32 protein-coding genes and 1 pseudogene are annotated in these 26,538 nt (G+C 51.7%); 25 read left to right on the plus strand and 8 right to left on the minus strand.

Features of this window, described 5'->3' with window-relative positions:
• Positions 1 to 67: 67 nt before the first annotated feature.
• The 4 genes from FY206_RS24785 to FY206_RS24800 all read right to left on the minus strand — a co-directional run bounded on the left by FY206_RS24785 (position 68) and on the right by FY206_RS24800 (position 4,399).
• Entirely contained in the window at positions 68 to 2,089 is a 2,022-nt protein-coding gene (locus FY206_RS24785) for an acyltransferase family protein (RefSeq protein ID WP_012477570.1), read from the minus strand.
• Positions 2,090 to 2,254: 165 nt separating this feature from the next.
• A complete protein-coding gene (locus tag FY206_RS24790) occupies positions 2,255 to 2,908 on the minus strand; it encodes a DUF6884 domain-containing protein (RefSeq protein WP_032635083.1) in 654 nt (217 codons plus the stop codon).
• Complete coding sequence (locus FY206_RS25685; protein ID WP_229233309.1) at positions 2,905 to 3,639, minus strand: hypothetical protein; 735 nt, start codon at positions 3,637 to 3,639, stop codon at positions 2,905 to 2,907. The genes FY206_RS24790 and FY206_RS25685 overlap by 4 nt, the downstream gene beginning before the upstream one ends.
• A 475-nt stretch (positions 3,640 to 4,114) precedes the next feature.
• On the minus strand, positions 4,115 to 4,399 hold the full coding sequence (locus FY206_RS24800) for a hypothetical protein (protein WP_022650043.1): 285 nt from the start codon (positions 4,397 to 4,399) through the stop codon (positions 4,115 to 4,117).
• A gap of 315 nt (positions 4,400 to 4,714) precedes the next feature.
• Here FY206_RS24800 and FY206_RS24805 point away from each other — a divergent pair, with 315 nt between their 5' ends.
• The 6 genes from FY206_RS24805 (at position 4,715) to FY206_RS24835 (ending at position 10,914) form a co-directional block, all read left to right on the plus strand.
• Positions 4,715 to 7,834, plus strand: coding sequence for a hypothetical protein (locus FY206_RS24805; RefSeq protein ID WP_012477567.1), 3,120 nt, complete (start codon positions 4,715 to 4,717; stop codon positions 7,832 to 7,834).
• Positions 7,835 to 8,393: 559 nt separating this feature from the next.
• Positions 8,394 to 8,708: a hypothetical protein gene (locus FY206_RS24815; protein ID WP_022650042.1), complete on the plus strand. Its 315-nt coding sequence runs from the start codon at positions 8,394 to 8,396 to the stop codon at positions 8,706 to 8,708.
• 46 nt (positions 8,709 to 8,754) lie between these two features.
• Entirely contained in the window at positions 8,755 to 9,084 is a 330-nt protein-coding gene (locus FY206_RS24820) for a hypothetical protein (RefSeq protein WP_022650041.1), read from the plus strand.
• A gap of 30 nt (positions 9,085 to 9,114) precedes the next feature.
• Positions 9,115 to 9,780 carry a hypothetical protein gene (locus FY206_RS24825; protein ID WP_022650040.1) on the plus strand — a complete coding sequence of 222 codons (666 nt, stop codon included), beginning with the start codon at positions 9,115 to 9,117 and terminating at the stop codon, positions 9,778 to 9,780.
• Between the two features lie 25 nt (positions 9,781 to 9,805).
• Positions 9,806 to 10,138 (plus strand): hypothetical protein, encoded by a 333-nt coding sequence (locus FY206_RS24830; RefSeq protein WP_032623564.1) that lies wholly within the window; start codon positions 9,806 to 9,808, stop codon positions 10,136 to 10,138.
• Positions 10,135 to 10,914 carry a site-specific integrase gene (locus tag FY206_RS24835; RefSeq protein ID WP_022650038.1) on the plus strand — a complete coding sequence of 260 codons (780 nt, stop codon included), beginning with the start codon at positions 10,135 to 10,137 and terminating at the stop codon, positions 10,912 to 10,914. Before FY206_RS24830 ends, FY206_RS24835 begins: the two co-directional genes overlap by 4 nt.
• Before the next feature lie 98 nt (positions 10,915 to 11,012).
• Here the strand turns inward: FY206_RS24835 and FY206_RS24840 are convergent, their stop codons facing one another.
• Both FY206_RS24840 and FY206_RS24845 read right to left on the minus strand, forming a co-directional pair.
• Entirely contained in the window at positions 11,013 to 11,291 is a 279-nt protein-coding gene (locus tag FY206_RS24840) for a ribbon-helix-helix domain-containing protein (RefSeq protein ID WP_022650037.1), read from the minus strand.
• Positions 11,291 to 11,929 (minus strand): AAA family ATPase, encoded by a 639-nt coding sequence (locus tag FY206_RS24845; RefSeq protein WP_022650036.1) that lies wholly within the window; start codon positions 11,927 to 11,929, stop codon positions 11,291 to 11,293. Before FY206_RS24845 ends, FY206_RS24840 begins: the two co-directional genes overlap by 1 nt.
• 236 nt (positions 11,930 to 12,165) lie before the next feature.
• On the opposite strand from FY206_RS24845, the gene parM reads away from it, so the two are divergent.
• Both parM and FY206_RS24855 read left to right on the plus strand, forming a co-directional pair.
• Complete coding sequence (gene parM / locus FY206_RS24850; protein WP_022650035.1) at positions 12,166 to 13,137, plus strand: plasmid segregation protein ParM domain-containing protein; 972 nt, start codon at positions 12,166 to 12,168, stop codon at positions 13,135 to 13,137.
• A gap of 4 nt (positions 13,138 to 13,141) precedes the next feature.
• A complete protein-coding gene (locus FY206_RS24855) occupies positions 13,142 to 13,531 on the plus strand; it encodes a plasmid partitioning/stability family protein (RefSeq protein WP_022650034.1) in 390 nt (129 codons plus the stop codon).
• A gap of 3 nt (positions 13,532 to 13,534) precedes the next feature.
• Here the strand turns inward: FY206_RS24855 and FY206_RS24860 are convergent, their stop codons facing one another.
• Together FY206_RS24860 and umuD are read right to left on the minus strand one after the other, a co-directional pair.
• On the minus strand, positions 13,535 to 14,806 hold the full coding sequence (locus FY206_RS24860; protein WP_022650033.1) for a Y-family DNA polymerase: 1,272 nt from the start codon (positions 14,804 to 14,806) through the stop codon (positions 13,535 to 13,537).
• Entirely contained in the window at positions 14,806 to 15,234 is a 429-nt protein-coding gene (gene umuD / locus FY206_RS24865) for a translesion error-prone DNA polymerase V autoproteolytic subunit (protein WP_022650032.1), read from the minus strand. The genes FY206_RS24860 and umuD overlap by 1 nt, the downstream gene beginning before the upstream one ends.
• Positions 15,235 to 15,599: 365 nt before the next feature.
• Between umuD and FY206_RS24875 the strand changes: the two genes are divergently transcribed.
• The 17 genes and pseudogenes from FY206_RS24875 to FY206_RS24955 all read left to right on the plus strand — a co-directional run bounded on the left by FY206_RS24875 (position 15,600) and on the right by FY206_RS24955 (position 26,512).
• Entirely contained in the window at positions 15,600 to 16,067 is a 468-nt protein-coding gene (locus tag FY206_RS24875; protein WP_022650031.1) for a hypothetical protein, read from the plus strand.
• 396 nt (positions 16,068 to 16,463) lie between these two features.
• Positions 16,464 to 17,156, plus strand: coding sequence for a DNA methylase (locus FY206_RS24885; protein WP_022650030.1), 693 nt, complete (start codon positions 16,464 to 16,466; stop codon positions 17,154 to 17,156).
• Positions 17,153 to 17,374 (plus strand): hypothetical protein, encoded by a 222-nt coding sequence (locus tag FY206_RS24890; RefSeq protein WP_022650029.1) that lies wholly within the window; start codon positions 17,153 to 17,155, stop codon positions 17,372 to 17,374. The genes FY206_RS24885 and FY206_RS24890 overlap by 4 nt, the downstream gene beginning before the upstream one ends.
• Positions 17,375 to 17,429: 55 nt before the next feature.
• Complete coding sequence (locus tag FY206_RS24895; protein ID WP_022650028.1) at positions 17,430 to 17,852, plus strand: DUF1380 family protein; 423 nt, start codon at positions 17,430 to 17,432, stop codon at positions 17,850 to 17,852.
• A gap of 362 nt (positions 17,853 to 18,214) precedes the next feature.
• The gene (locus tag FY206_RS24900) at positions 18,215 to 18,994 is read left to right on the plus strand and encodes a hypothetical protein (RefSeq protein WP_022650027.1); all 780 of its coding nucleotides are present in this window, start codon (positions 18,215 to 18,217) and stop codon (positions 18,992 to 18,994) included.
• Between the two features lie 390 nt (positions 18,995 to 19,384).
• On the plus strand, positions 19,385 to 19,885 hold the full coding sequence (locus FY206_RS24910; RefSeq protein ID WP_022650026.1) for an antirestriction protein ArdA: 501 nt from the start codon (positions 19,385 to 19,387) through the stop codon (positions 19,883 to 19,885).
• A gap of 42 nt (positions 19,886 to 19,927) precedes the next feature.
• Positions 19,928 to 20,119 (plus strand): hypothetical protein, encoded by a 192-nt coding sequence (locus FY206_RS24915; RefSeq protein ID WP_022650025.1) that lies wholly within the window; start codon positions 19,928 to 19,930, stop codon positions 20,117 to 20,119.
• A complete protein-coding gene (locus FY206_RS25410) occupies positions 20,103 to 20,267 on the plus strand; it encodes a hypothetical protein (RefSeq protein WP_154590114.1) in 165 nt (54 codons plus the stop codon). The genes FY206_RS24915 and FY206_RS25410 overlap by 17 nt, the downstream gene beginning before the upstream one ends.
• A gap of 14 nt (positions 20,268 to 20,281) precedes the next feature.
• The gene (locus FY206_RS24920; RefSeq protein ID WP_022650024.1) at positions 20,282 to 20,536 is read left to right on the plus strand and encodes a DNA polymerase III subunit theta; all 255 of its coding nucleotides are present in this window, start codon (positions 20,282 to 20,284) and stop codon (positions 20,534 to 20,536) included.
• Between the two features lie 697 nt (positions 20,537 to 21,233).
• A complete protein-coding gene (locus tag FY206_RS24925; protein WP_032623592.1) occupies positions 21,234 to 21,479 on the plus strand; it encodes a DUF905 family protein in 246 nt (81 codons plus the stop codon).
• Positions 21,480 to 21,547: 68 nt separating this feature from the next.
• Positions 21,548 to 23,533 (plus strand): ParB/RepB/Spo0J family partition protein, encoded by a 1,986-nt coding sequence (locus FY206_RS24930; RefSeq protein ID WP_022650022.1) that lies wholly within the window; start codon positions 21,548 to 21,550, stop codon positions 23,531 to 23,533.
• A 42-nt stretch (positions 23,534 to 23,575) separates the two neighbouring features.
• Positions 23,576 to 23,998: a conjugation system SOS inhibitor PsiB gene (psiB, locus tag FY206_RS24935; protein WP_096149266.1), complete on the plus strand. Its 423-nt coding sequence runs from the start codon at positions 23,576 to 23,578 to the stop codon at positions 23,996 to 23,998.
• Positions 23,998 to 24,729: a plasmid SOS inhibition protein A gene (locus tag FY206_RS24940; protein WP_022650020.1), complete on the plus strand. Its 732-nt coding sequence runs from the start codon at positions 23,998 to 24,000 to the stop codon at positions 24,727 to 24,729. The genes psiB and FY206_RS24940 overlap by 1 nt, the downstream gene beginning before the upstream one ends.
• Positions 24,720 to 24,950: a hypothetical protein gene (locus FY206_RS24945; RefSeq protein ID WP_022650019.1), complete on the plus strand. Its 231-nt coding sequence runs from the start codon at positions 24,720 to 24,722 to the stop codon at positions 24,948 to 24,950. The genes FY206_RS24940 and FY206_RS24945 overlap by 10 nt, the downstream gene beginning before the upstream one ends.
• Positions 24,951 to 25,179: 229 nt before the next feature.
• Positions 25,180 to 25,290, plus strand: a pseudogene (locus FY206_RS25690) (DUF5431 family protein); the annotation flags it as partial.
• The gene (locus FY206_RS24950; protein ID WP_176483648.1) at positions 25,238 to 25,360 is read left to right on the plus strand and encodes a type I toxin-antitoxin system Hok family toxin; all 123 of its coding nucleotides are present in this window, start codon (positions 25,238 to 25,240) and stop codon (positions 25,358 to 25,360) included. The pseudogene FY206_RS25690 and the gene FY206_RS24950, both read left to right, overlap by 53 nt.
• 879 nt (positions 25,361 to 26,239) lie before the next feature.
• Positions 26,240 to 26,512, plus strand: coding sequence for a hypothetical protein (locus tag FY206_RS24955; protein WP_022650017.1), 273 nt, complete (start codon positions 26,240 to 26,242; stop codon positions 26,510 to 26,512).
• Positions 26,513 to 26,538 lie beyond the last annotated feature (26 nt).

The following is a 26,538-nucleotide window of genomic DNA, read 5'->3' on the forward strand; positions in this document are numbered from 1 at the left end:
ACTGGTGCGTTAAAAAGGGCACAATGTGCCCTTTAAGTTACCATCAGATATTATAAGTACACCATATTCACTTTAATGGATTACCAAATTCATTTAGGTACAGCTGACCGAATTTATAGGAAGCATAGTCGGTAAGATGTCCCACGTCACGATAGACAGTTACGCCATCAATATTTGTAATGCATTTACCACTAATGCACTGTATTGATTTAGGATCAATAAAGGTCAGCGTTGGGAACTCAGCCTTCATTTTACTCATCAGTTGCGTGACTTTTTCCCCGTTGGTATTTGCCGGGTTTTGCATATCACATTCATTGATGTCAAATGGGCGTCGATGAATAACATGCTGATTTATACAGTTTTGATAGTTGCGTGGCATGTTCGCAATGGTGAACATGATTATTGGCTTTGAACCAGAATCTATGATAGTACGTATGGCTGTACGTAACGCCATTTCGTATCGACTGGCTGAGAGTGCCTCACTTCGCTCATCCTCATCTTTAGTGATTAACTGGGCAGAAAAATAATTTGACCACACATGCCCTAAAATAACATAGTCATAGTGATTTGATTTTATATTATCATAATATTTCTCAGCGTTATCATGACATTCTTCATATTTGACGCCTTTATATTTCCACCAGTCATACTGATAAATTCCCGGTAATGCCAGGCACGAAGACGTGGTGAGGGAGTACATTTTTATGCCAGCATTCTTAGCCAAGACATCATAAAAACCCCAGAAATGGTTAGCATTTGAATCGCCAATCAGAAAGGCTTTCTTCGAACCTTCATGGTCGCCGAACTGACAGTCCGTAAGGTCCTGGCTTCCACTAAGGCAGCCATCCCTCGATGCGGCATTCTCGGAAGCGGAATTCAACAGCTGTAACGAGTGATTGTATTCATCGCTGAAGCGCTGTGGCAAACCATTCGTTTTCACGGTTAATGTGTAAAGGCCCGTGCAGACCGTAAGGGGGAGCAATACAAGCAGGATCATACTCTTTGCAAATGACAGCTTAACCCGGCGGAAGCGCTCTTCAATACCGTGATAGGTAAGCACTGCCAGTCCTGCAGTTATCACCAGCGCAATGCACAGTGTCTTGCCGGACAGAGTGATCTCAAGATAATTGAACGCTGCAAATATGGGCCAGTGCCAGAGGTACAGAGAATAAGAAATTTTACCTGTGTAGTTTATCGGTGCTAATTGTAAAGTTCGATTTACGAATGTGTTCTGGTTTATCAGTAATATTGCTGAGGCAAGGCAAACAAGCAGTGTCCAGCTATTTGGATATGCCTCAACTGGTATGCTTAAACCTGAAGTACAGATAAGTACAGCGATAGCTACTACTGCCAGAGGATTAGTTATCCATCTGTTGGTTATCTGAATTCTGTCCTTTAATAAAGCTACGCTTCCACCAATCAGAAACTCAAAAGCGCGCATATTTAATGAGTAGTAATGCTGACTGGACGAGTACAGGCTGATAAGAATAACAATTATTGTTGCAGTTAAGGTAAGTAACAACCAGCCATAAAGGAACGGTTTATACGCAAATTTTCTTTTAAATTTACTGACAAGCAGTGTCAAAATGGTCGCGAAAAGCGCAAAGAAAAAATACCACTGCCATTCAATTGCTAAAGACCATGTATGCAAAAGCAGGAAGTAATCAGAGTCAGGAGATGCGTATGCTGCACTAAGCTTATCAAAATACTGGTTTGATAAGAAAAGAGTGGTGTATTTGGCACTTTTTGCGAATGCGGTGTAATCGTCAGGAATGTAGCAGTATGTCGCTACAATGATGGCGCCGAGAATTGTCACCAGCAGTGCAGGCTGCAATCGCCATAATCTGCCTTTTATAAAATTAGTTAGTGAGAATGTTCCTCTTTCAATTTCACTGATGACTTTTCCGGTAATCAGGAATCCTGATATGGTGAAAAATATATCAACACCAATAAAGCCCGAAGGGAAGTACGATAATCCTGCATGGAATAATATAACAAGCAGGACAGCGGCAGCGCGGAGACCGTCTATGTCTTGCCGGTAATTTTGTACTGCATAGCTTTTAGTATGATTATCTAAAACTAAATCCATTTTATAATGGCACCTTACATTTACATATTTATGGTTATTAAGATTGTGGTCAGTCTATCGGGAAGCAGAGCACGCAATATTTCCCTGATATCTTATGATATCGTTTCTCAGCTACGTATACCAAAAATAAGTCGTGAGTGTTTGTCTTACGTCTTGCCTGGATGCTTATTTACATACGTCGTTAACAAGTAACTGAGTGGCATAGCTGATATTGAGGCCAGTCATATTCGTGTTGAGCGCATTTATCATGTCTGCACTGGTATAAATGACGCTGCCCTTCAGGATTCCCTGGTAACCTTTTGACGTCACCACAACAAGCTGTTCCGGGGTACAGAGCGCCTCCCTTCCTGCATACAGATCTGAATCGACGGCACGCAGGTACACCGGAGAGGCGGCCACCACAAACCGATCGTCAGGCCTCGACTGCATCAGCGTCCTCAGGGAAGCATACCGTCGTTCAGCAGGCGGGCAAGCTGTCAGGCTTTCCCATAGTCTGCTGTGACTAAACGGCATCGAGGAGAACGTTGCCTCATAAGGGACCACCGGGTCTGATACGTGCAGCAGCCCCAGACCCGCTGAAATCACCCACAGCTCTGCGCCGGTACGTTTTGCAGCCGCAGCAGCCCTGCTCCAGTGCTGGCCCGTATACAGTTCACCTGCTGTTATGGCAGCGCCGTCGTTCCGCGCCCTGGCCAGCCTTTCCAGCCAGACTTCATAAGCATTTCCGGCGTCGTGTTCATATGGAAAGACGGTTTGACCGGCTGTTATGGTTTTGCGGCGCGTGCAGGTGACGATGAGATTGACGTTGCCTGTGCTCATGACGGCATCCCCGCGCTGTCATCGTTCCAGACGATAACCGTGGCCAGATGGTCCGCCACCTCCTGCCCCGTGTAACCGGCCAGGATCGTCAGCGCCCTGGAGCCTGCGTCACGGGAGAGCGGACTCCGGAACCCGAATCCGTCCGTCATCAGGAGCCACTGCAGACGGTCAGTCCAGCGCTCGCCGGGTTTACGGACCGGCGAAAACACAATCTCCGTCAGTTGTTCGCGGTTGCAGTACAGCTGTCGCCGTTCCAGCTCATCCAGCAGGCTGTTCAGTTCGCGCCGGTCAGCGTCTTCCTGACTCATCTGAGCCCAGCGGATGCGGTGCAGCCGCAGCTCCTGTGCCTGTCCCGACGTGAATCCGGCCCTGGCCAGCAGGGTGTCCAGAGCGGCGCCGGAATCTTCTTCATACCCGGCAGCCGTGAGCGGGAACGCCTCCGGGCTTTCGCGCAGAACGTGCAGCAGCCGCGCCGGTGCCGGCAGCGACCGGAGGGCTTCCTCAGGGCTCACCACGGCAAGGCGAATATCCTCAGTCAGACCGGTGATCCCCTGTGCCTGAAGCGCGACGTCCAGCTGGCGGTACCAGGTGCCGGTCAGGTCTTCCGGCTCGGTACCGATCAGCGTGCCCGCCTCCGGCGTGGTGCTCTCATTGATCTGCATCCGGACCGCAATACCCGCCCCGTGGCAGGCCTGGAGCCACTGCGCCACCTGAAGGGGATCGCCCGTCATACGCGTCACCTGCCCGGCCGTGTTCCACAGCTGGAGACAGGTGGTCCCGTCGAGGCGGATGACGTAGTCGCCCCGGCACGCCAGGTGCCAGATGCCGTCCAGCTCCACCGGCCGGTCGTGAGCCTCGTCTGCCTGGCCGGGCGGGATCAGGGGCAGAACCCGGACCGTTGTCGCGCGCTGCTCCGCCAGGACGCGCGCCTGTTCGTCAGCGAGAAGCGGGGCGGCCAGCGCACGGCCGGCGTCCGTCAGCTCGACGGCCAGCTGCAGGTTCGGGGCTCGCAGGGTGCGCAGCCAGCCCGCAGCTTCCATGCGCCGGCAGGAGGCGCGGAGATTCGGCCCGTACACCGGGGCGTCCCCGCCCTGCTCCAGCACCCGCTCAATATCCCGCGTGGCCACCGGTCCCGGACGTTTCGCACCGAGGGCGGCCAGCACAATCAGCACCCGCCGCTGTAGCGGCGATGGGCGGCGGTGTTTCTCAGCGGCCATCGGCAGGCGGCTCCTGGTTTTCGAGGATCAGTCCGGCCAGAAGCCGAAGCTGTCTGCGATCCTCCTCACAGTCGCGCCCCGGCGCCCTCATTGATAATGCCAGTGAATACCAGAGCGCAATGGCGCCGCTGCAACTCCCCCTGTCAAAGGCAGCCGTGGTGGAAGAGTCATCCCGGGAAGAACTGCTGTGCCGGCTGAGCACGCGAAGGATGCTTTTGATTTCGTCAAGCAATTCGTCATAGGTGAGATTCAGTGTCGGCCCGGTACTGGACATGCTGCGCTCCTGGAATAATGAGTAACAGATTGCGATAAAATCATATCACGTATGATTCATTTGATATTAAGTTAATATCATATCAGAAGTGATTTCATGAATAATGATAAATATCACACTTAGTATGATTTTATGTGAGTGATTCAATTATCATATCCTTTGCGTGTTTCCCGCCGCGCAGATCCGGTTTCTGGCTAAATCGGATAACAGGGAGACGAACTTTGCACGAAGGGCATCGGGTGACATTTTCCAGAGAAAAAAAGGTCACTACCGCTTATTATTCATAAAATTTCTTATGGAACACGCAGAATATCTATGTTTGGAAAACTTCTAAAAAGTCTCTCATGGCAGGTGAGAGCTGAACTCCGACGGAGCCTGAAGTCGAACCGGGATTACAAAAAACTACGCTGGAACCCGGTGGAGAGAATACTTGTTTCCTGCTCCACCCATTACGTCCGGGCTATGCTAATTCTATGGTCCGCAGCCTTCGGGGCTGTTGGCGTGGTCGAATATTTTCGCCCTGTATTGCAACCTTTCGCTGTGCAGCATTTTAAGGGCATTACCAAGCTTTCAGACTGGATGTCTAATTTACTGGGTAGCCAGTTGACTATAATCGGTATTGTTTTTCCGCTGGTTGTGGGGCTTATAAGTGTTTTGTTTCAAAAGAAATCAGCAAGGATCCATATTCAGTCCGCGTATCAACTTCATTCCGGATATATGTTTGCGGGCCTGAGTGGTCTTTTACTGGCTGCATTTATCGTGTTGGGCGGTATGACGTTATCTATAGGTGACGGATATCTTAATACTTCTTTCGCCGTAACAGCTTTTGTGTGGATGCTTTTCAATATTACTCTGTCTATCTGGTTCTTCGTCTCGAGTCTGAATGTCCTGGATGAGAGCAAGCGCGATCGACTAATGAATAAGTTTTTTTTGTCTCAGATAGTGGATGACTATATTCAAAAAGCATATATTCTTGCTTGGCTCCGATATCCGGGGGTAAATATAGGTGAGGATTACCTCGGTAATATTAAAATACTGCCTTACTCAATCTCAGAGAAAGACGACATGCTTCATGTCAAATCTAATATCAGTAAAGGTGATGTTGTTATAGATATTTATATAAGGCCACTTTTATTTCTGCTAAGAAGGCTAGAGGCGGTAGATGGGCAGGATGCGGAAATTATCATTTTGCCCTCCTTTGGTGTTCGTTCTGGTGAACTAACTTTATTGTCATCGAGAAATGTCAAGCCTGTTTCAGGATTGTGGCGGTGGTTATTTAGCCGTTGTATTGTAACAGGGCGCCCTAAGAACAAAAGGGATCTGGATGATATTACTTTTGATTTCTTTGGTGAGGCTTACGATGCGCTTAACGATAAAAATATTAGCGTCTTCAGAACAGGGATTGAACGATTAACAGATACCTATACCTCTATCAAAAGAAGTTATAACTACGGGGTTGATAAAAATTATCTGGATGAAGTAAAAGAATCAGGTTTTAGCCATACTTTCAGCGATTCATTCCATTATGAATTGAGAAAGTTTTTTCGTGAATCCGTAAAATCAACGGAATATTCAGGCGAATATTTCCGTGAATCGATGGCCATTCCATTGCATGTGTACAGAAAAACACAGAGCACTCATTTTACCGATTTCAGACAATTTTTACTCTCGCTTTTCAGAGTATGGCATGTGTTAAACGAGTGGAAAGCAGGACAGGGTGTCACCCTCTCGGCCAGCCAGGAGCAAACTCATCAAGAACTTGTACGCCATTTTATTGGCCTGTGGGAGGGCTGGAGTATGAGCTCGATCATTGGCAAACCAGGGAGCGAAGATTCTACTGGGCGCCTGATGTATCATCTGCATAACACCGCCAGGCTGCTTATTCCGTCAGTGGTTGCAGATAATGCTTCTTCCGTACGATATGCTCACGACGTTCTCTGTCTCTGGTTTAACCAGAGCCGGTTTCCACGGCACTGGGAGGAAGAGTACCACTGGCACAGTTTCTTCCTGACTCCGGATTATCTGTCTCTGGATGAAACAGACTCGCAGTGGGCAATGTTACTCAGGGGGCGTCCATATAAAAAAGATGCGGCCTTATCCATTATGTTTGCAAATGCCTTGTCTGATTTACGCCTGTTAATGGCAGGTTATCTCATTGCGCATTTTGAACCCCAAGAAAAGATAGATTTAGCTGATCTTGTTAACCATATCATTACGTCTGAATTATATGAAGAAAGAGACACTCATGATACGCTGACACCTGCGTTCAGACGTTCTGTCGATATCATTGATATGATACTGAGAATTGAGCACTGTAATCTTCATGCGAATACAAACTGGTACAGCGGGCTATCAGAAACCATTGAGGTTATGAACTCATATAATGAAAGGCCTTACATTCCGGGGCGTACGTATACAGGAGTACATGAGGATTTAGGGAGCCTCTACGGAGCATTTTCCTTGCTGGCTATAAAGCTCGCCAGACCTGCTGAGCAGGTTACGCAGCGTGCTAATGACGCCCTTGCGGGAGGGTTGTTTTCCTATTTCAGTAAAGTGAGAATAATTTCTGTTCTTGAACGGCTGAAACGTGATCCTTCAGTCCCTTATGAAGGCTATATCATTTCAGACGCGGATTATGCAACGAACGTGGTTTTCTTTAATGACGTTCTGGATAAATACATTGAGGTCTTCAGTCGCAGCAAAGTGGCAGATATCGTTGCTGCCGAAGTAGATCTTGAACGTCTCAGGAATACCGACACTCGTCTGACAAAAGAACTTCCTGGGGTATTGTCTGAAGATACTCTGCTTAACTACTTCACTTTTTCTCAAAATTCAGAATGCGATCGCAACTGGCTGGTGAGATACATTCCTGTGAGTGTTCCCAAAGATTATGTTGCCAGAGAACTTAATAGTAATTTCTACGGAGATTTTCCGTCTGTATCAGATGTTAGGACAAATATTTACCACAGACTGCATAATTTACTGTGGCAATCACAGGCTAAATTAACGATGAAGGTCAAAAACCTCGAAACACTGTTAATGAAAGTCGCGCAACGGTCCGCCGATCAGCAGTATTACATACTGGTGAGCTATGGTTCCCGCTTTAGCGAAGAACTGAGGGAACTGGTTTATCAGCCGGAAAGGCATGACGCGTTTAGCATACAGGTTGATGTTTCAGCCAGAGGTAGCCGCACTCTGCCCTTCAGGATCAATAACTGTCTTATTTACCTTGTCCTCAATTCCGAACAGGAATTTTCGGTTATGGTCAGCGCGGAATCCTTCGGTGAACTCAGGCTGTTCAGGTACCCGGATGGAACCCTTTTTAACACCTTCTACAGCAGTAGTGACAATCCACTTGAAGGCGTGATGACAACGCTCTGGGAAATGGAGATGGAAATCACTGGTCCACTGGTGGCCCGGTTTGAACATCGCTGAGCAAAATTAAGGTGACCCCGGATGGGGTCGCTGTTAAATTGCTTTGTTGTTAATAATTAATTCAAATTGCGATACTTATAGCAATAATCTACTCATAACAACAATTCACTGTTTTTTGTGCTTATTCTGCAATAATCGTTCTCTTCCACTCCTGAGATCCGAAAAAAGGTTGTTCCGGATCTTACGGAAACGCCCCGGCGCGCAGCGGCACGAAAATACAAGATATGCCACTCCGTCAGCTGCTTTTTCTTCTATATATTGTGTTATCTCCCCTCACCTGTACCCGATAAGAAGGGGCCGAAAAGAGCGCTTCGCTTATTCTCTGACCGTGTTACACTTCCGGTAAGTTGCGGATAGCCAGAAAATCGGATCTGACCGGAACGGCCATCCGGTAATTTAATGGAGTGGTTATATGGCTGCTTATTATTATTCTGGTGATATTCACGACAGGAAAAATAAGCAGGGGAATATTCAGGTGAGTGACTGCACAGGTGATTATCCTTCGCGTCATCATTACTCTGAGTGACTATTGAACCAGATACTATTTTTGAGGCGAGGTATGGGGAAACCAACATTTAGATCATTTTACGATGTGGTCCGGGAGCTTGAGGATGTATATGGCCATCAAGAGCTGTGGCTTTACTCTGGCCTTAATGAGGACTGCCCAGTCGAGACAGCCCGCCGGCGTCAGGAATGGCGATCTCCAAAAATTCTCAAACGAAACGGCAGAATGGTGGCAGAACAATCAGGCCAGCCTGATTTCTGGGTGCTCACCGGTGATTACCATCTGCCGCAGTATGAACACAGCTGTCCGCCGTGGAAAGCCTGCCTCATCGATAAGATTTTTAAAACGAATGGTTTACTGTTCTGGTGATGGCTTCACAAGGCTTGCAGGCGGAATTCTCAGTTAAGGAAGGATTATGTGTGATTTATGCAGGGCGGACGGGAATTACTTCCATACGCCGGAATGCGTGTATGACCAGCTGGTCAGCGAGTACCCCGTGATGTGGCTGCGGGACTCGACCCGGATCGGCGCCTGCTACACCCTCCGCGAACTGCTGTCGCCGGAAGGGATGGTGCTGGCCATACAGAACGCACCTCCCGTGACGGGATGGCGGCTGCGCATGCGGTATAACGAGGCCATAGATGAAGAGATCGACCCGCAGCGCGGGGACTGTACCGAGCTGGCCTCCAGGGCTGACGCCCTGCTGGCCTTTGAGCCGTTCCGTGAAGACGCTGCGTCAGTATGACCGGCGGGATTTTTCAGTAAGGGAGCAAATATGGCTGACTGGTTTATCGCGACCGAAGGCGTGAAGGTGGTGAAGGACAGCGCCAGCCTGTGGCCGCAGATCATTACGGCGGTTTCATCTGCAGGTGCTGCATTCGGTGGTGTGTGGTACGGGCAGCGGCTGATAACCCAGCGGGAGAAGGAAGCAGCAGCGACAAAGCGAGAATCTGAGCTTTATTTTATTTCCACTCAGCTGGTATTTCGCCTCGAACGATTTGCCCAGGGATGCGCGGAGGTGGTTAATGATGAAGGGTTTGAAGATGATAAAGGGTACACACGTACTGGTATTAGCGCTGAGCCATTCTCAACAGAGGATATTGACGGTGACTGGCGGGTACTACCCAGCAGGATTCTTTACCGTATTCGTGAACTGTCAGTGCTGATCCCAGAAGCCAGCCGTTATATCAGTATTGTCAGTGACTATGATAATCCTCCCGACTGGCAGATGACCTTTAAAGAACGCCGTTATCAGTATTCACGTCTGGGTCTGCGTGCCATGATACTGGCCAGGCGACTGAGGCGACTTAATGCCATGCCTTCATCACACCTTGATAATAACAGCCCCTGGTCAGTACAGAACGTCTTATGGGCTGAGTGGCGAAAACAACGAAAGTCCAGAGCACGACAAGCTCGTGAGGTTCCTGACTATGATTTGTAAGGAAATTAGGGTGATACCAAGATATATGAACGGACCATGCGCAAACGAAGCCGCCAATGACATTATTTCCCTGCTGAAACTGTGTCAGCAATTGCAGTCTGAAAAGGACGGCAGGGAACGTCCTGCGCCCGGGACATATTCCCGCGATGAGGATGCGTTTGCCGATCGTATCCGTACAGCGTGCGGACATGCCCAGCAGCTGCGCCGGCTGCTGCCGGTGATGACGACGCTGAGCGCCATCGGCGCCGGGATGGAACGCCGGGGTGAAATCAGTCTGCTCCCGGGCGAAGATTACGCGCAGAAAGCACTGGCACGACTTACAGAGCAATACCTGTCCGGCAGGGACAACAAGCAATGATGCCGGCAATACCCGGCCAGGGTGTCTCATTTTCGGCCGCGCAGCTGCCGGTGGCCATCGACTACCCTGCCGCACTGGCCCTGCGCCAGATGGCCCTCGTTCAGGACGAACTGCCGAAATATCTGCTGGCGCCGGAAGTGAGCGCCCTGCTCCACTATGTGCCTGATCTGCACCGCAAGATGCTGCTGGCCACCCTCTGGAACACCGGCGCCCGTATTAACGAGGCGCTGGCGCTGACCCGGAGTGATTTTTCCCTGGTGCCACCCTACCCTTTCGTGCAGCTGGCCACACTCAAACAAAGGACTGAAAAAGCCGCCAGAACGGCAGGCCGGGCACCCGCCGGCAGTCAGGCTCACCGGCTGGTACCGCTTTCCGATGCGAGCTATGTCAGCCAGCTGGAAATGATGGTGGCCACGCTGAAAATACCTCTTGAACGACGTAACAAGCGAAGCGGCAGAACCGAGAAGGCGCGCATCTGGGAAATTACCGACCGGACGGTCCGCACCTGGCTCAGCGAAGCGGTTGAAGCAGCAGCGGCTGACGGGGTGACGTTCTCCGTGCCGGTGACACCGCACACATTCCGCCACAGCTATGCCATGCACATGCTGTATGCCGGTATTCCTCTCAAGGTGCTTCAGAGTTTAATGGGGCATAAGAGCATCAGCTCGACGGAGGTGTACACGAAAGTGTTTGCGCTGGATGTGGCGGCGCGTCACCGCGTGCAGTTCCAGATGCCGGAGACTGAAGCTGTGTCATTACTTAAAGGAACCATTTAACTTCTCTGTAAGCTATGAGGACCTGCATGATATTGGAAAGGCCGCTAATGCGGCCTAAGTCATACTTCACACATCATACTTATGATGTAATATCGTTCTTACTCGCCAGTTTTCTGAAAGTAAAGTTCAAGGGCTTCTCTGACTATTGCACTGACGTTTTTAGGATCTTTCCCGTTACGCTTGTTCCGCAGTGCTATATCTTCGACCTTCACTAACATAGACTCCCCTAATGAGATTGTCGTGCGGCACTGTTTTTCAGGTTCCGGTTTTTCTGGTGCTCCGTAGGGTTTATCGGCAAGGCGCTGCGCGAGGGCTTCAGCTTGTTCTGCTGTGACACCTGTTCTGCTTGTCGCTTGCTGGCTCGGCTTTTTAACCATTATGCGAATACCTCTTTCATTAGCTGCATAATTTCTGCTTTAGCCGCTTCATTATTCGTTTCTACGACACCCGTTCCATTGCTCATGCAATCTCGATAGACCTTGCGGAAACAGATTACTGTTTGCAGCGTTTCAATAGTTGGAAACTCTTCAAGGTATTCCAGAAACTCCTTCCGCTCATTTCCTCTTAGCACTGGGTTTGTTGTGGCCATGCTTTGTAAGCAATAGACCTTCAGTTCAGGGTTGAGATCACGCATAGCTTCAATCTGCTGAGCAAGTTCCGTCAATGTATCAAGGTCGGGCTGTGAGCATTGTAATGGTGCAATGATCTGATGTGCGACTACTCCACTAGTAATGAACTCTCTTGAGTTTCTGCCTGCCACATCCACGATTACATGATCATACTTTTCGTCTAATGCTCGAAGGGTTTGTGTCAGATTATCGAATTTTTCGATGAGCGTGAAAGTTGGCTCTATCCCCGATGCTTCACGCTCAGCATGGTGCTTAGCGGCCGTCCGTTGTAAGTCTCCATTTAACAGGCATACGTCTTGGCCCTCATGGGCTAGAGCTATTGCTAAGTTTGATGCCGTTGTAGTTTTACCTGAACCGCCTTTGTTTCCACCTACGACAGTAATCATTTCTGCCTCATAAATATGATGTGTGAAGTATGATTTATTTTGTCACATACGTAGTTATAGTCAACAACTGTAATCAAAAATATGAAGTATGAAGTGTGAGATATGATTTATTTTTTAATAAATCATAAATATTACTTGTGTTTTAATATTTCATACTTATGATTTAATACTCAATCTGAGTGCTTAGGCACTTAAGTTCAATCATTTTTCTCAATTTGAGTATTAAGGGGTTCAGGATGAAAGTGTATTGTGATGATGGTTCTACAACTGTAAAACTTGCATGGCTCCACAATAAGAAACTTTATAAGTCATTGTCATCTAACTCTTTTCGTCAGGGTTGGAAGGTGGAAGGTATGGGCGTACGTCAGACCTTCAACTATGAGCTTGAAGGTAAAAAATACACCTATGACGAAGTCAGCAATGAATCCATTCTTACTACTCATATTGAGTATCAATATACCGATGTAAACGTTCTGGCGGTTCACCATGCACTTCTGAACAGCGGGCTGAAACCTCAGCCTGTCTCACTGACTGTTACTTTGCCTATCAGTGAGTTCTACACAAGGGATTGTCAGAAGAATGAGCTGAATATTCAGAGGAAAATCGACAACCTGATGCGTCCAGTCAAGTTGAACAAAGGCGAGGTGTTTACCATCGAGCACGTCGAAGTCATGCCAGAATCCTTGCCTGCCGTATTTGAACGTCTGGTGAAAGACAATGTAGGGCAGTTCGAAAAGTCTCTGGTGATTGACCTCGGAGGTACAACTCTCGACGTTGGCGTTATCGTTGGCCAGTTCGACTCTGTCAGCGCGATACACGGAAATTCTGATATCGGCGTATCGCTGGTAACGAACGCTGCACTCACGGCGTTAAAAATGGCTTCCAGCAACACGAGTGCTATGGTCGCCGATGAACTTATCAAACAGCGTACAAACGCTGACTTCGTCCGGCAGGTTATCAACGACGAAAGCAAGACGGCACTGGTGTTGGATACCATCGATAGCGCGATCGCTACACTGGGTGCCCAGGTTGTCGATGACTTGGCTGGGTTTAGGGACGTTAACCGCGTTTATATTGTTGGTGGCGGTGCGCCACTGATCGAGGATGCTGTTAAAGCAGCATGGCAACATCTGGGCTCGAAGGTTGTCATGATGGATTCACCGCAAACATCACTCGTAGAAGCCATCGCTGCATTTAAAGGGGAATAGGACTGTGAGCGAGGAACGGAAGAAGTTTACTGTTTATCTTCATCCGGACCAGGTGGCGGACAATGTGTCTTTAGACATTATTGATTCTGTCCCACGGAACGATAGAGGAGATTTATATAGGAGAGCGCTTATTTCCGGCTTAGCACTTCACCACCTCGACCCGCGGCTTCCTGGCTTACTTGCGCTGTTGTTGGATAAGAGTTTCACGGCGGATAGCCTGGTAGGTTTAATCAGTCAGACAACGGGATGGAAGCCATCCCAGGCCAATATCCGTGATGTGCTTGCAGAACTGGGCGCAGGAAATTTTGATTCTGCAATCAAGCCTGAAATTGCTGAAGATGATGAGCAGCGTCGACTGGAAGAGGCCCGGGTCAAAATGAAAGGCCTCTTCTGATACTCAAATTGAGGCTTTGGGGATATCGGACCACCTGGTCGTGTATGCCGGAGAAAGCATCTCTCTTTTCATTTGCCATTCTGGTGCAATTCCGCGGCCAGCAAACCATACCCTCCCGAGCCCTGAATGGTTTATGCCATCCAGGGCTTTCATAAGCTCCTCGCTTCGTTCCTGCGGCTTAACGTCATCGAAAAGATTTAACTGTGCTACTCCCGTAGGGGTGAAGTCATTCAGCATTACGCCAGCCTTTGCATATCTATGCCCGTCGATCCAGATACGATCCAGGGCCTTTACTGAGGCGTTAATGATGTCCCGGGTGTCACGGGTAGGCACAAGAAGTTTTTCACTGGCCACGTTGCTGTAATACGCTTCGTTGACTGCGAAAGGGGAGGTTTTGATAAAGACCGATATGTGCCGGCAGAACTGATGCTCTCCCCGCAGTTTTTCAGCCGCGCGTTCGGCATACTGGCAGATAGCCTGCCGCAACGCTTCGTAAGTGGTGATGCGCTCCCCGAATGATCGGCTGCAGACAATCTGCTGCTTCGCGGGCGGTACATCTTCAAGAGATATACAGGCCTCACCGTTCAGCTCGCGTACGGTTCGCTCCAGCACTACGGTAAAGTTTTTGCGTACAAAGGCAGGATTCATGCGCGCCAGCTGTAGCGCAGTCGTCACGCCGTATGTATTCAGCTTTTTGCCTATGCGGCGACCAACCCCCCAGATTTCCTCTACTGGCTGCAGTGAGAGCAGTTTCTCCGTCCTACGAAGATTGTCAGTAGTCAGGGCCAGCACGCCCCCAAATTGCGGCCACTCTTTTGAAGCCCATTGCGCTGATTTTGCTAAAGTTTTTGTTGGCCCCATCCCAACGCCAATTGTCAGTCCGGTTCCTCTTAGGACGTGCTCGCGCAGCTGCCGGCCGAAATCTTCAAAGTCGGTACAGCCATCGATGCCGCGAATGTCCAGGAACATCTCGTCGATGCTGTACTGCTCTACGCGGGGCGCCAGTTCTTCCAGATGTGCCATGACCCGGTTGCTCAGACTCGCGTAAAGCTCATAATTGCTGGAAAACGTAAGCACTTTCTCCGGGAACTGCATTGTCTTCAGCTGGAACCAGGGAATCCCCATTTTGATCCCAAGCTGTTTCGCTTCCTTCGATCTGGCTATTACACAACCATCATTATTGCTAAGAACGACCACCGGTTTATCACGTAAGTCAGGACGAAAGACCTTCTCACAACTCGCATAGAAGCTGTTCACATCTGCCAGGGCGAACATCAGTCATGTCCCCGGGTTTTATGTACAAAGGCAGTTACGACACCGAAAATTTGTAGCTGCTCAGGTTCTGGCCATAGAGTAGGGTAGGCTGGATTCATTGCCTGTAACCCTGGTCTCGGTTTCAACAATAATCTCTTAACAGTAAATTCACCTTCAATCTCAGCTATAACGATATCGCCGTGGTGTGCATTTTCGGCTTTATCAACAATCATCAGATCGCCAGAATGTAGCCCAATATCAGTCATGGAATTACCAATAGCTCGCACAAAATATGTCGAACTGGGTCGGGATATACAGTAATCGTTGAGGTCAAGTTCGGCTTCGACATAGTCCTGCGCCGGGGACGGGAACCCCGCCGGGCATCCCTCGCTATAAAGAGGGATTGGGATAATTTCCGGCTCGCAATCGACACGCAATAATTCAAACATAGGCACCTCCGAACTGTATTTATATACAGTATTATTACTTTATTGAGTGTACTTTCAAGTTTTTGCTTTGCCCATTTTTTAACTCTATGTTGCCTAAAGAAGTTCCCCGCCGTGCCTTTACTTTAGCCCGATCGCTTCAGATGCAAGGGTTCGCTCCGCCGCCATCCTCGCCCGGTCGCAGATTTTTACGCCTGATGCCATTCTTCCCGTCGTTCTCCCGCTCAATATTCGCGGGAGAACCGTCCAGAACGTCATCGCTGTTTATCTGCGCTGCGGCCTCCGGTGTCGCCCCTGCATCTTCCGCTCGAAGTCGGGCTGTCGTGTCGGCACGGTGCAACTGGGTGCCGGATGCTTAGGACACAGCCATGTTCAGACTGACCTGTATTGAACTCAACAACGGCGAGTTTGCCGTGTATATCAACAACCATTATCTGTGGAGTGAGGATGCCTGCGGAGAACGACTTTACCTGGGGGAGGTGCTGGAGCAGCTTTCCCTGATGCCGGGTGTGGAAACCGGCACTATTCAAGAGGCAGTTCCGGAGGACGAAGAGTGGAACTGGAATGACATTGCCGATCGTGTGCTGCCGTCGCTATCTGCCTGCCGCGAGGGAGTAACCGTGGCAGATCACATCGCACGGCTACAGCAGTATCCGCAGGATGCGCTGTGTATGGGAACGTTCTGGCTGGCTGATGACTTTATGTCCCTCAATGACAGCCTGACAGAGGGGGAGATTGCTGAAGCCATGCGTGTCTGTTACCACAGCCATGATGCCTGCATCGGTTTTAACTGGGACACATTGCAGTTCGCTATCGACCACGTAAAGGGGGGCTAACGGAAAAAAGGACGCCACCGACCGGAGGCGTCCCAAAACATACCAGGCTTATGATCCTACAAAGTGGTGTACTGACACGCACTTATGGTCATTCTGTCATACACGGGAGGCTACTTCAGCTACCAGAATCAGTACCAAAGGATGTCGGTGCCCTCCGCCTTTCTGCCGCCAGCCGGCGGCGTGTTCAACGCCGTGCCTTCACGCTAACCCGGCCGCTGCGGTCGCAAGGGTTCACGTTGTCTCCGTCCTCACCCGTTCGCACCTTTCACGGTGCATTCAGCCCGTGAAAGGCTTGCGCTGCGGCTTGCGGCGTCGCCCCTGCGCCCTCCGCTCAGAGCCGGGTTTTTGTGGCGGCACGGCGCAACAGGGTGCCGCATATCAGAGAGGAGTGTGTCTATGTCCCGTTATATCCTGGGTGACTGCGTGCAGGTGATGTCCCGTTTTCCGGCACGTGCCGTTGATTTTATTCTTACCGATCCCCCGTATCTGGTTGGCTTTAAGGACCGTACCGGTCGCACTCTGGCCGGGGACAATTCGTCGGAATGGCTTCAGCCAGCGTGCCACGAAATGTACCGCGTACTCAAAAACGACAGTCTGATGGTGAGCTTTTACGCATGGAACCGCGCAGATCTGTTTCTCAATGCGTGGAAATCGGCCGGGTTCCGCGTTGTTGGCCATATCGTTTTTGCGAAGAGTTATGCCTCCAAATCAACGTTCGTGGGCTACACCCATGAGAACGCTTACCTGCTCGCGAAGGGGCGACCGCAAACCCCGGACCGCCCCATCCCGGACGTGATCCCCTGGAAATACACGGGCAACAGACACCATCCGACGGAGAAGCCGGTGCAGAGCCTGCGGCCACTGATTGAATCGCTCACGCGTCCGGGGGCCATTGTCCTTGACCCGTTCGCCGGTAGCGGCTCCACCTGCGTGGCCGCCGCCGAAGCCAGCCGCCGCTATATCGGGATCGAGATGCTTGAGCAGTACCACGCCGCCGGCGTTCGCCGTCTGGCACAGGTTGAACGGGCGAGAAGGATGCCGGCGGCCAATGACGGTACGTTTTACCCTGATTATCCGGAGGCGGCATGAACTACCCGGGCCTTGAATCCCTGCGCGCGGACGTGGCCGAGCTCAGCAATGCCATGTGTGACGTGCGGATGCTGCTGAACCGCCTCGAATCTCAGCACCGGCACGACGCGGCAACGCTGGCTGAACGTATGGCCGCCCAGACCCTGCGCCGGATCAACACCCTGCTTCTGGAAGCCTACCGCGAAGCCCTGGTGCTGGACGAAACCTTTCAGGGCTGACTGACCCTGCCGGGCTGATGCCCGGCCTGTAACCACTTACGAAAGAGATAAAAAAATGTACGGAACCCGCAAAGAACTTTGTGTACAGCTTGAAACCATGTTCACGTCTGACGAACCCCTGGTCCTGCTGGTCTGGACGGAAGAGGGGATTAGCGTGGCCTGCCGTGAAACCCAGCCAGAACCGGACGAGGCTGAAATCCGGGCGGTGATGAAGGCGCTTGGTGAAATGAAAATGACGCAATACCGCCAGGAGGGGGTAAATAATCTGACTGTCAGCGATCTCCTGACCCATCAGCGGGAAGCGGCAAACCGTCAGGTGAGTGTACCCGCAGCTTTACTTGCACGCGTCCTGCGCGACTATGAGTGTGAGCTGGAGCATCGCGCCGGAATGGCCTGGGAGGCCGGGCGGCCTGAACCCGATTCCGTAAAGGAAGCAAGGAATGACGTCTACGCACTGAAAGACGCGCTGGTAGCCTGAGAACGGCCGGGGGAGCGTCCCCGGCAACCGGTGACAATTCACAGCGAAAGAGGATGTCGTTAACTCCGCTTTTTATGCCGCGCTGGCGCGGCGGATGTGAGCGCCGTGCCTTCACTTTAGCCCGAACGCTGCAAATGCAAGGGTTCGCTCCGCCGCCATCCTCGCCCGGTCGCAGTGATTTAATGCTTCATGCCGTTCTTCCCGTCGTTCTCCCGCTCAATATTCGCGGGAGAACCGTCCAGACCGTCATCGCTGTTTATCTGCGCTGCGGCCTCCGGTGTCGCCCCTGCATTTTCCGCTCGATGTCGGGCTGTCGTGTCGGCACGGCGAAGACGTCGCCGCATTCAGAAGAGGAGAATATCATGACCATTGCTTACCGCTTTATGCACCGTCATACCCGAAACACGCTCGTAGCCCGCGGCTGGCCAGCCAACATGGATATCGATACAAGCCTGAATTACTCCAGAGGAGAAGGCGTTGCGTTCTATGGCCAGCTCGATGCTTTACAGTTGCAGCGTCTGTTACCTGAGATTGCACTGCGTGGTTTGATGTCCGATCAGGCAATGAAGGTGCTGCTGTCATTACTGGCAGGAAGTGAACTGATTGTCCGCCTTTATCGTAATTCGCTGGGGCATCGTAAGGCTCATGCCGGAACCATTTCGCTTGAATATGATAATTGCCCTGAGGCTATGTCCACGAAACATATCCTCTGTCTGCTGAAAGCCCTGCGTGACGAGATTAACCACGTCTGTAGCTGCGTGGCATCCGCCGGATACCGCCTGATGGAAGCCTTGCGCCCCGCCGCTGAACCGCTGGTATTTACCCGCCGAACCCGTAATTTCCTCCTGACAGTAACGGAAGTGGAGCAGGTGCAGGATGATGCGCAGTGGGATAATGAGACGCTCGACGCGCGTCTTAAAGCGGTACTCGACGGGAAGGAAACCTTTCGCCGTCTGCAAATCCGTCTGGAATGCAATGGCCGTACAGTCGGGCAGACCCACGTGCCTTATGCCCTTCGTCACCCTGACAGCCCATCCCGCGACTGGTTTGACAGACACTGGCTGCGGGATGTGGTCAGCAGCGCACGAACCGAGATTGACGCGATGATGAAATCCTTCTCCGGCATCCGGATTGCCGCCTGATTTTGGGCGGGGCAATGCGCCCCGCCTTATTGCGAAAAGGATGTCGCACGCTCCGCTTTACCGGCGCCCCCTCCACGATGTTACGGGGACGCAGGTGAAAACGTCCGTGCGGTCTGCGGCTAACGCCGTGCCTTCACTTTAGCCCGATCGCTTCAGATGCAAGGGTTCGCTCCGCCGCCATCCTCGCCCGGTCGCAGATTTTTACGCCTGATGCCGTTCTTCCCGTCGTTCTCCCGCTCAATATTCGCGGGAGAACCGTCCAGACCGTCATCGCTGTTTATCTGCGCTGCGGCCTCCGGTGTCGCCCCTGCATCTTCCGCTCGAAGTCGGGCTGTCGTGTCGGCACGGCGTAAGCCGGAACTCAGACGACACAGACACTGGAGGAGTTTTATGAACACTACCACCCCGGCGATTTATGTAGGTACATACCACAAATACAACTGCGGTAGCCTCTACGGTAAATGGTTTGACCTCACCGACTTTGATGATAAAGCAGAGTTTCTGGAAGCCTGCAACGAGCTGCACGCCAATGAATCCGACCCGGAACTCATGTTCCAGGACTGGGAAGGGATCCCGTCAGCATTTGCATCCGAATCTTCCGTTGACTGGAATTTCATTGAAGCCTACAAGCGCGCAGTAGAAGACGGTATGGATGCTGCATTTATTGCCTGGGTGGAATACTCCGGAGAGTGTGATTATGACGCCTTCGAGGATGCTTATTGCGGAGAAGCTGAGAGCGAAGAGGACTACGCCTGGACTATGGCAGAAGAGTGCGGCCTTCTCAATGACATTCCGGAATCGCTGCGTTGCTATTTCGATATGGGAGCCTGGGCGCGGGATTTGTTCCTGGATGGTCTGGTATTTCTGGATGGCTACGTGTTCAACGGTTGATGTCAGAGGCGGGGCAGGGCCCCGCCACAAAGGAGAATAAAAATGAAACTTGATCCACAGACCCGTGACATCCTGCGTCAGTACAAAAATATTATTAACGCCCGTCGACGTGAAAATGGTCAACGGGAATTAAGAACGGAGCAGGTGATCGACGAAATATGCTATTACATGACCTGCCAGCGTGCGGTGTATATCGGCGGTCATTTCATTTTGCAGGGTGGAAAAGGTAACTGATAACCTGGCAGGCGGTATCATCCGCCTGTTAGCCCGCGCGAAAAACCCTGGCAGGCTTTGCCTGCCGGCGGTTGTTACCGCGCCTGCGGCGCAGTTACAAACCGCCCCGGCAGAAAAAGTCAGCAACGATCTCGTTGCAGGCGCGTGAAAGAGAGGAAAAACATGAGCGAATTTAATCTTTCGGTACGTTCAAAAGAGGATCAGGACAGGATCGCCGTAGACCTGGCCGCGTCAGGTGTGGCATTTAAAGAGCGGCTAAATCAGCCAGTGGTGCCGGAAATTGTGGCACGAGAGGTGCCCGAAGAGCTTCGCGAATATTTTCTGGAAAGGTTGCGCCATTACCGCCAGCTTAGCCAGCAGTTGCCGAAAGCCAGCGATCCACAATATTCCGAAATGGCCGAGGCAAATAAAAAGTAATTTTTTCAGTAAGATATGCTGTAAATCAAACTCATTGCCTTTGTTGCAGTGGGCGTCCGGGCGGGCTGTCATGCTTCGCACAGAGCCAGCAAAGCTGTCTCTGCCCGGCCCCTGCGGGGCAGCGGGTGTCCATCCCATGACGCAACCCCCATCGCTTGCAGCAGCCGTTCCGGCTGCGCCGCTCAGTCGCGCCGTTTCCTGCGCTCCCTGCATCACGCCGTAAATACCCCGTCGTGATGTAGGGGGCAATGTCGTTTCGCCGCGCGCGGCTTCCCGTCATTGCGGCGTGTCCCTGCCCATTCCATCCGGTCCTTTTACACCCCTTTGAGTCCCTCCTCCGGGTGCTGAGACCGCCACAGTCCTCGTGGCTGTCCAGGGTGAATGCTGACGCACGGCCACCAAAACTTTTTGCAGGCAAAAACTTTTTGCGTCCGCCCCGGACATCTGCCTCGGCCGGTGTCGTTTACGCACCTGCGGCGAAGGTTCTCAAACGGGTGATGTTTTATCCCCCGGGAAAGTTCAGCAGGTTCCCGCGAAACGTCAAAACCGCGGCTCCCGTAACTCAACGGGTGATGGGTTTTAAAACCAGCCACTTTTTTAAAGGAAGTATTCAGTGGGAAAAACATTACAGGAATTTCTGAATCAGCCAGTGCTGCTGCGCGAACCCACCGCCGAAGAAAACGAACTGGCGGCTCTATTGAATGGCAGTACTGTCACTGCACCCGTGGTGCTGCCTCAGGGGCCGTTTACCCGTGAAGAGGCGACCGCTCTGGTGGCGCAGTACACCAACGTCAGTATTGAGAACGATCAGGGTACTTATTTTCAGCTTGTTGTGCGGGGTGAAGAAGGGTTTTTGACGAAGTGCGCGTGGAACTTTGAGAACGACGTGGGGGCATTGCTTAACCGCGCTCTTGCCAGTTACAGAGCCAGAAAACAGCAGTAAGAAGGGGCCCTGTCGGAGCTGTCACTCCGCAGGGCAAGACAATCATTAATACTGAGAGGTACTAAATCATGACAGTTGCAGATGTTAAATCAAAAGCACCAAAAAAAACCAGTAAGAATAAAACTGCCGGAAACGAGGCGCTGAAAACAGCCCTCGATGCGGCAGTCATTGAGTATGTTCCGCTGACCGATCTCATTAAATCACCGCTGAACGTACGCACGATGCCCTACACCACCGAGAGCGTTAAGCGACTGGCTAACTCCATTGAAAGCCTCGGACTGCTTCACAATCTGGTTGTCCATGCCCTGCCCGAGGGAAAATACGGTGTGGCAGCAGGTGGTCGGCGTCTGACTGCGCTGACGCTCATGTCTGAAATGGGGCGTATCAAACCAGATTATCAGGTTCCGGTTAAACGTGTCAGCGACGAGCTTGCTGTTGAGGCTTCTTACGCCGAGAACAACGAGCTTGAAACCATGCACCCTGCCGAGCAGATCACAGCGTTTGGTACACTGGCGGCGCAGGGAAAAACTCCCGCGCAGATTGGTGAGGTGCTTGGGTACGGTTCCCGCCACGTCCAGCGCATGCTCAAACTTGCCAGTCTTGCCCCGTCACTGCTTGCACTTCTGGCAGAAGGTCAGCTTGATGTTGAACAGTGTCAGGTGTTGTGTCTTGAAAGCGATCCTGAGCGTCAGGTTGCTGTTTACGAAAGCGTAAAGGAGGAATGGGGACGCACTACCGTAAACGCACTTAAAAATCGTATTACGGAAAGTGAAATTTCTGTCTCGCATCCACGTTTCGCATTTATCGGGCGGGAAGTTTATGAAGCCGCAGGCGGAATTGTCCGTGAAGATCTGTTCAGTGAGCAGGAAGGGGACGGAACAGTAGACAGTCTGCTTGTTGAACGTCTGGTACTGGAAAAACTTGAATTGATCGCTCAGGAAATCCATCAAAAAGAGGGCTGGATGTGGGGTACCGGACGTCTGGCTGCAATTAACCTTTACGGACCTGACGGAAAGGACTACCGCATTCTACCGGAGCCAGATGCAATCTACAGCGAAGATGACAGCCGCCGTATCGATGAACTGTCCGACAAATTTAACGCTCTGGATCCTGACAGTGATGAAGCCGAGGCCATTAGCAGCGAAATATCCCTCATTGAACATGCCGCTGAGCTTCGTGGGTGGACAGAAGATCTGAAAGCAAAATCAGGCGTGGTGGTGAGCTACATGCACGGTGCGCTTCGTATTCAGCGTGGTATATGCCGCATGTCTGATTTACCTGACCATGACAGTAACGGAGAGGATTCCGCGCAGTCTCCTGCCGTGACTCATATGCATCGACCTGATGCAGCAGAAGGGATCAGCATCCCGCTGCTCACCAAAATGTCATCCGAGCGCACTCTGGCGGTACAGGCCGCGCTAATGCAGCAACCTGAAAAGGCTGTGGCGCTTATGGTCTGGCGTATGTGTACCTGCGTTTTTGCTGGATGTGTGACCACGCCGCATCCGTTCCGTATCAACCTGACCGTTTCTCACAGCAGCCTCACTGAGAACGCCCCATCCGGTAAAGAAGGCGCAGCGTTTGAAGCCCTGATGACCGAAAAAGAGCGCCTGAAAACCCTGCTGCCAGCAGGATGGGAGAAGGACTTCACGACCTTCTTCGCCCTGAACGGAGAGGTACTGATGTCATTGCTGGCCTTCTGTGCGGCTTGTTCCGTAGATGGTGTACAGACGCGTGATAATGGACACACATCACGTAGCCCTCTCGATACGGTTGAGGCCGCGATAGGTTTTCACCTTCGCGACTGGTGGCAGCCTACAAAAGAGAACTACTTCGGTAGCCTGAAACATTCACAGATAGTCACTTCACTTAAAGATGCAGGTCTGACTGGTGCCGCTGCTGACGCAGAAAAAATGAAGAAAGGCGACGCGGCAGTGCATGCGGAGTTCTTTATGAAGCAGAACCGTTGGGTTCCTGCATGGTTACAGTCACCGCAGCCTGATGCAAAAGACAGCACCGATACCGACACTGACAACGCGGCAATTGCCGCCTGATAAGGATAGCCGCCCTACGGGGCGGCAATAAGGAGATATCTGATGAATATGCCAAACTTTAAGCTTTCCTCCATGATCGGTGAAGATTTCGAAACCTGCCGCGCCGCTGGTTACTCCTACCGCCGTGAGATGACACACGCTGTTATGGGGGCACTGAGTGCGCCTGAAAACTGGGATGTTAACGGGGAGTATCGTAGCGAGTTCGGGGGCTTATTTCCCGTGCAGATCCGTTTTTCGCCCACTCATGGCCGATTTGAAGTGGTTCTGTGTAGTCCTGGTGAGTTTAGTCAGGACTGGATCATGCTGTTGGTCTGGAGAAAAGGGCAGGAAGTATCCTGTATCCGCTCATGCCCACAATCTGACGCTGCTGTGATAAACCATGTGCTGAGCCTGACCAGCAGGCTGGACAGTGATGGATACTCAATATTCGATATTCTCTCAACGCTGCGCATGGAGGTGGCCTGATGATCCCTCGTCACCTTTCTCTTGTCACGCAACTGCCGGAGCGTGAGGCAGCGTTACGAGCCATTATTGCCGTAGAAGAGGGGGGCGGGCGGTACGGAAGCCGACACCCGCAGCCGTATCCCTATTCCAGAGCATTTTTCCGGTTCCTGACTGGTAGCAGTAAAATTAGTGGAAAGGCGATCAACCAGGTGCGCGGGGCGTACTGGCTGAAGGGCGATAAAATTTCTCTGGCCCGATATGAAGAGGCGTTTGACATACTGATCAGTAGCCGCGGTCGCCTGTGTTACCCTCCGCTCGGTACCAACATGGTGCAGAACCTGTTTCCGGAGCAGGCGTTCAGCATCAGAGAGCGCCACACGCAGCGGGAAGTGCGCGAGGATAATCTTTATTCCCGTCAGGAATCACGGCGACACCGTGAAAAGGAAGAGAAGTACCAGAACCGCGTGGGGCAGGCTGAAATCGACCTGGCATTTCAGACACCGGAGACACTGCGTGCATGGTATGAGTTCTGGTCCCAGCAGGATATACGGGACTATGACATCCAGCGAATGTTGTGGGCGTGGACGGAACGCAGCCCCTCGTTGTCTCATCTGGTGAAGGCTTACTACGACCGTGCGCAAGACATTGTTCTCGATGTACATGATGTGGCGGGATCCTCAACACCGGCGGAGAAAGAGCTGGAGCGCTGGATGGTACCGAACAAAATCACGCTGAGGTCTATATGGCCGTGAGAAACAATCCGTGGAAAACGGAGCTGAAGGTTGCCCGCAGCCAGCGCAATAAACTTCGGACTATGTCGGAAAAGCTGAAAGAGATGTGCTATGAGTGGGACGGATTAAGCGGCTGGCTGGAGACTGAAAGTGAGCGACTCGCAGAAAGCATTGATCAGCATCTTGAAGCGCTCGACGAACAGATACATAACTGGTCCACAGGCAGAAGTGATCCTGAGTAAATCAGGTAAAGGTCAGGATTTATCCAGTAATCAGACTGTTATTCCTGGGCAGAATCGGCTCGTCGGGATATAATGGCGATGGCGCTTGAGGCTTTTTGCCTCATGACGTGAAGGTGGTTTGTTGCCGTGTTGTGTGGCAGAAAGCAGAAAGCCCCGTAGTTAATTTTCATTAACCCACGAGGCCCCCTGTATGTCTGATCAACAACAGTATGGCCTCTTACCGTGCTTAATGCAAGGAGGAGTAAACCATGAAACTGCCGCGAAGTACCGTTATCTGGTGCGTACTCATAGTGTGTCTCACACTGCTGATATTCACTTACCTGACGCGAAAATCGCTTTGCGAAATTCGCCTGAGGGACGGACAACGGGAGGTCGCTGCAATTCTGGCTTACGAATCCAACGGTAAGTAGCAACCTGGAGGCGGGGGAAACCCCGCCTTTTCAGGGCTGAGTTGGTTTGACATGCCTGAAGCGCCTTTATGAAGGGGTTGCCGGTTCGCCGGTAGCCCCTTTTTCCATCCCGACGCGACCGCACGCCTGAACTTCCGGGACGGACCGTACCCCTGCGGGGTTCGGGGGAAGCGGGGCGCGCCTCCGGCGCTGCCCCTCTGCTCCCTCTGGTTTGTCCTCGCTCAATCAATCAATTCCTGGCTGCTGTTAATTCACGCTGTTGCGATTAGTCTGCTGAAGCTGTGCTTCAGAAAGGACTTTTCCGAGTGCCTCATCCTGTCTGTTTTGATCGATATCCTGCTGGTTAGTTCTCTTCGCTGCAGTTCCGTGATGGGCAGAGCCAGAAAGACGGGCAGGGCAATGGCCACCTTCGGCTCCTGGCCCGCGTGGCGGTCCAGTCGTCGAGCCCCACTCCGCCAGGCAGCTGCTTACGCACCAGCCAGTCTCCGCCGAACCCGCAAGCGGTTTCGGGCTATCGCTAGGGTCTGATGGCAAAGGTCAACAACTGCGGCTTCTCCGGCCGTACCGTCCGGAACGCCTTCACCGCGCCGGCGAAGCCGTCGCTCTAATGGCGACACGCCGTTCCGACGTGTCGGGTGTGTGCACTCCTGTTCACCCGCGTGAGTCCATCCCCCGTGTGTCCTCACGCGGAGGGCTGGTCGTAGCACCGTCAGGACGTCATCCAAAGGGTTAAATGAACGCCGCCAAAACTTTTTGCAAGGGACTGCAAAAACTTTTGTCTGCGCCCTTTTCCTGCCGCCCCGCCGTCGCTCCTTTGCCCTTTGCCGCGAGAGAACTCACCAGGGAGATGGGCAACCATCACCACAGGAGAAAACCAGGATGCACACACGAAACGTCAACGTCAAAACCGCCGCTCAAGAATCTTCCAGGAAGATGGAGGAAGAACAAAACCCTGTTTCTGTCGCGAAGGAGTGGGTGGCTCAGGCCACTGCGCTGAAAGAGGGCGTCACTGTCACCGTGTCCGATGTGTCCCGATACGGCGATGTGCAGGTGGAGATCCGCACCAACGGAACGCTTAACTGGCGCGCCTGGTCGTTTCAACCTGATTTTCTTTTTGAACTGAAACGCAACCTGCAATACGTACAGCTGTAACCCCACGCCGGATATCCGGCATGTAC

It is taken from the genome of Enterobacter chengduensis (assembly GCF_001984825.2).
GTDB classification, from domain to species: domain Bacteria; phylum Pseudomonadota; class Gammaproteobacteria; order Enterobacterales; family Enterobacteriaceae; genus Enterobacter; species Enterobacter chengduensis.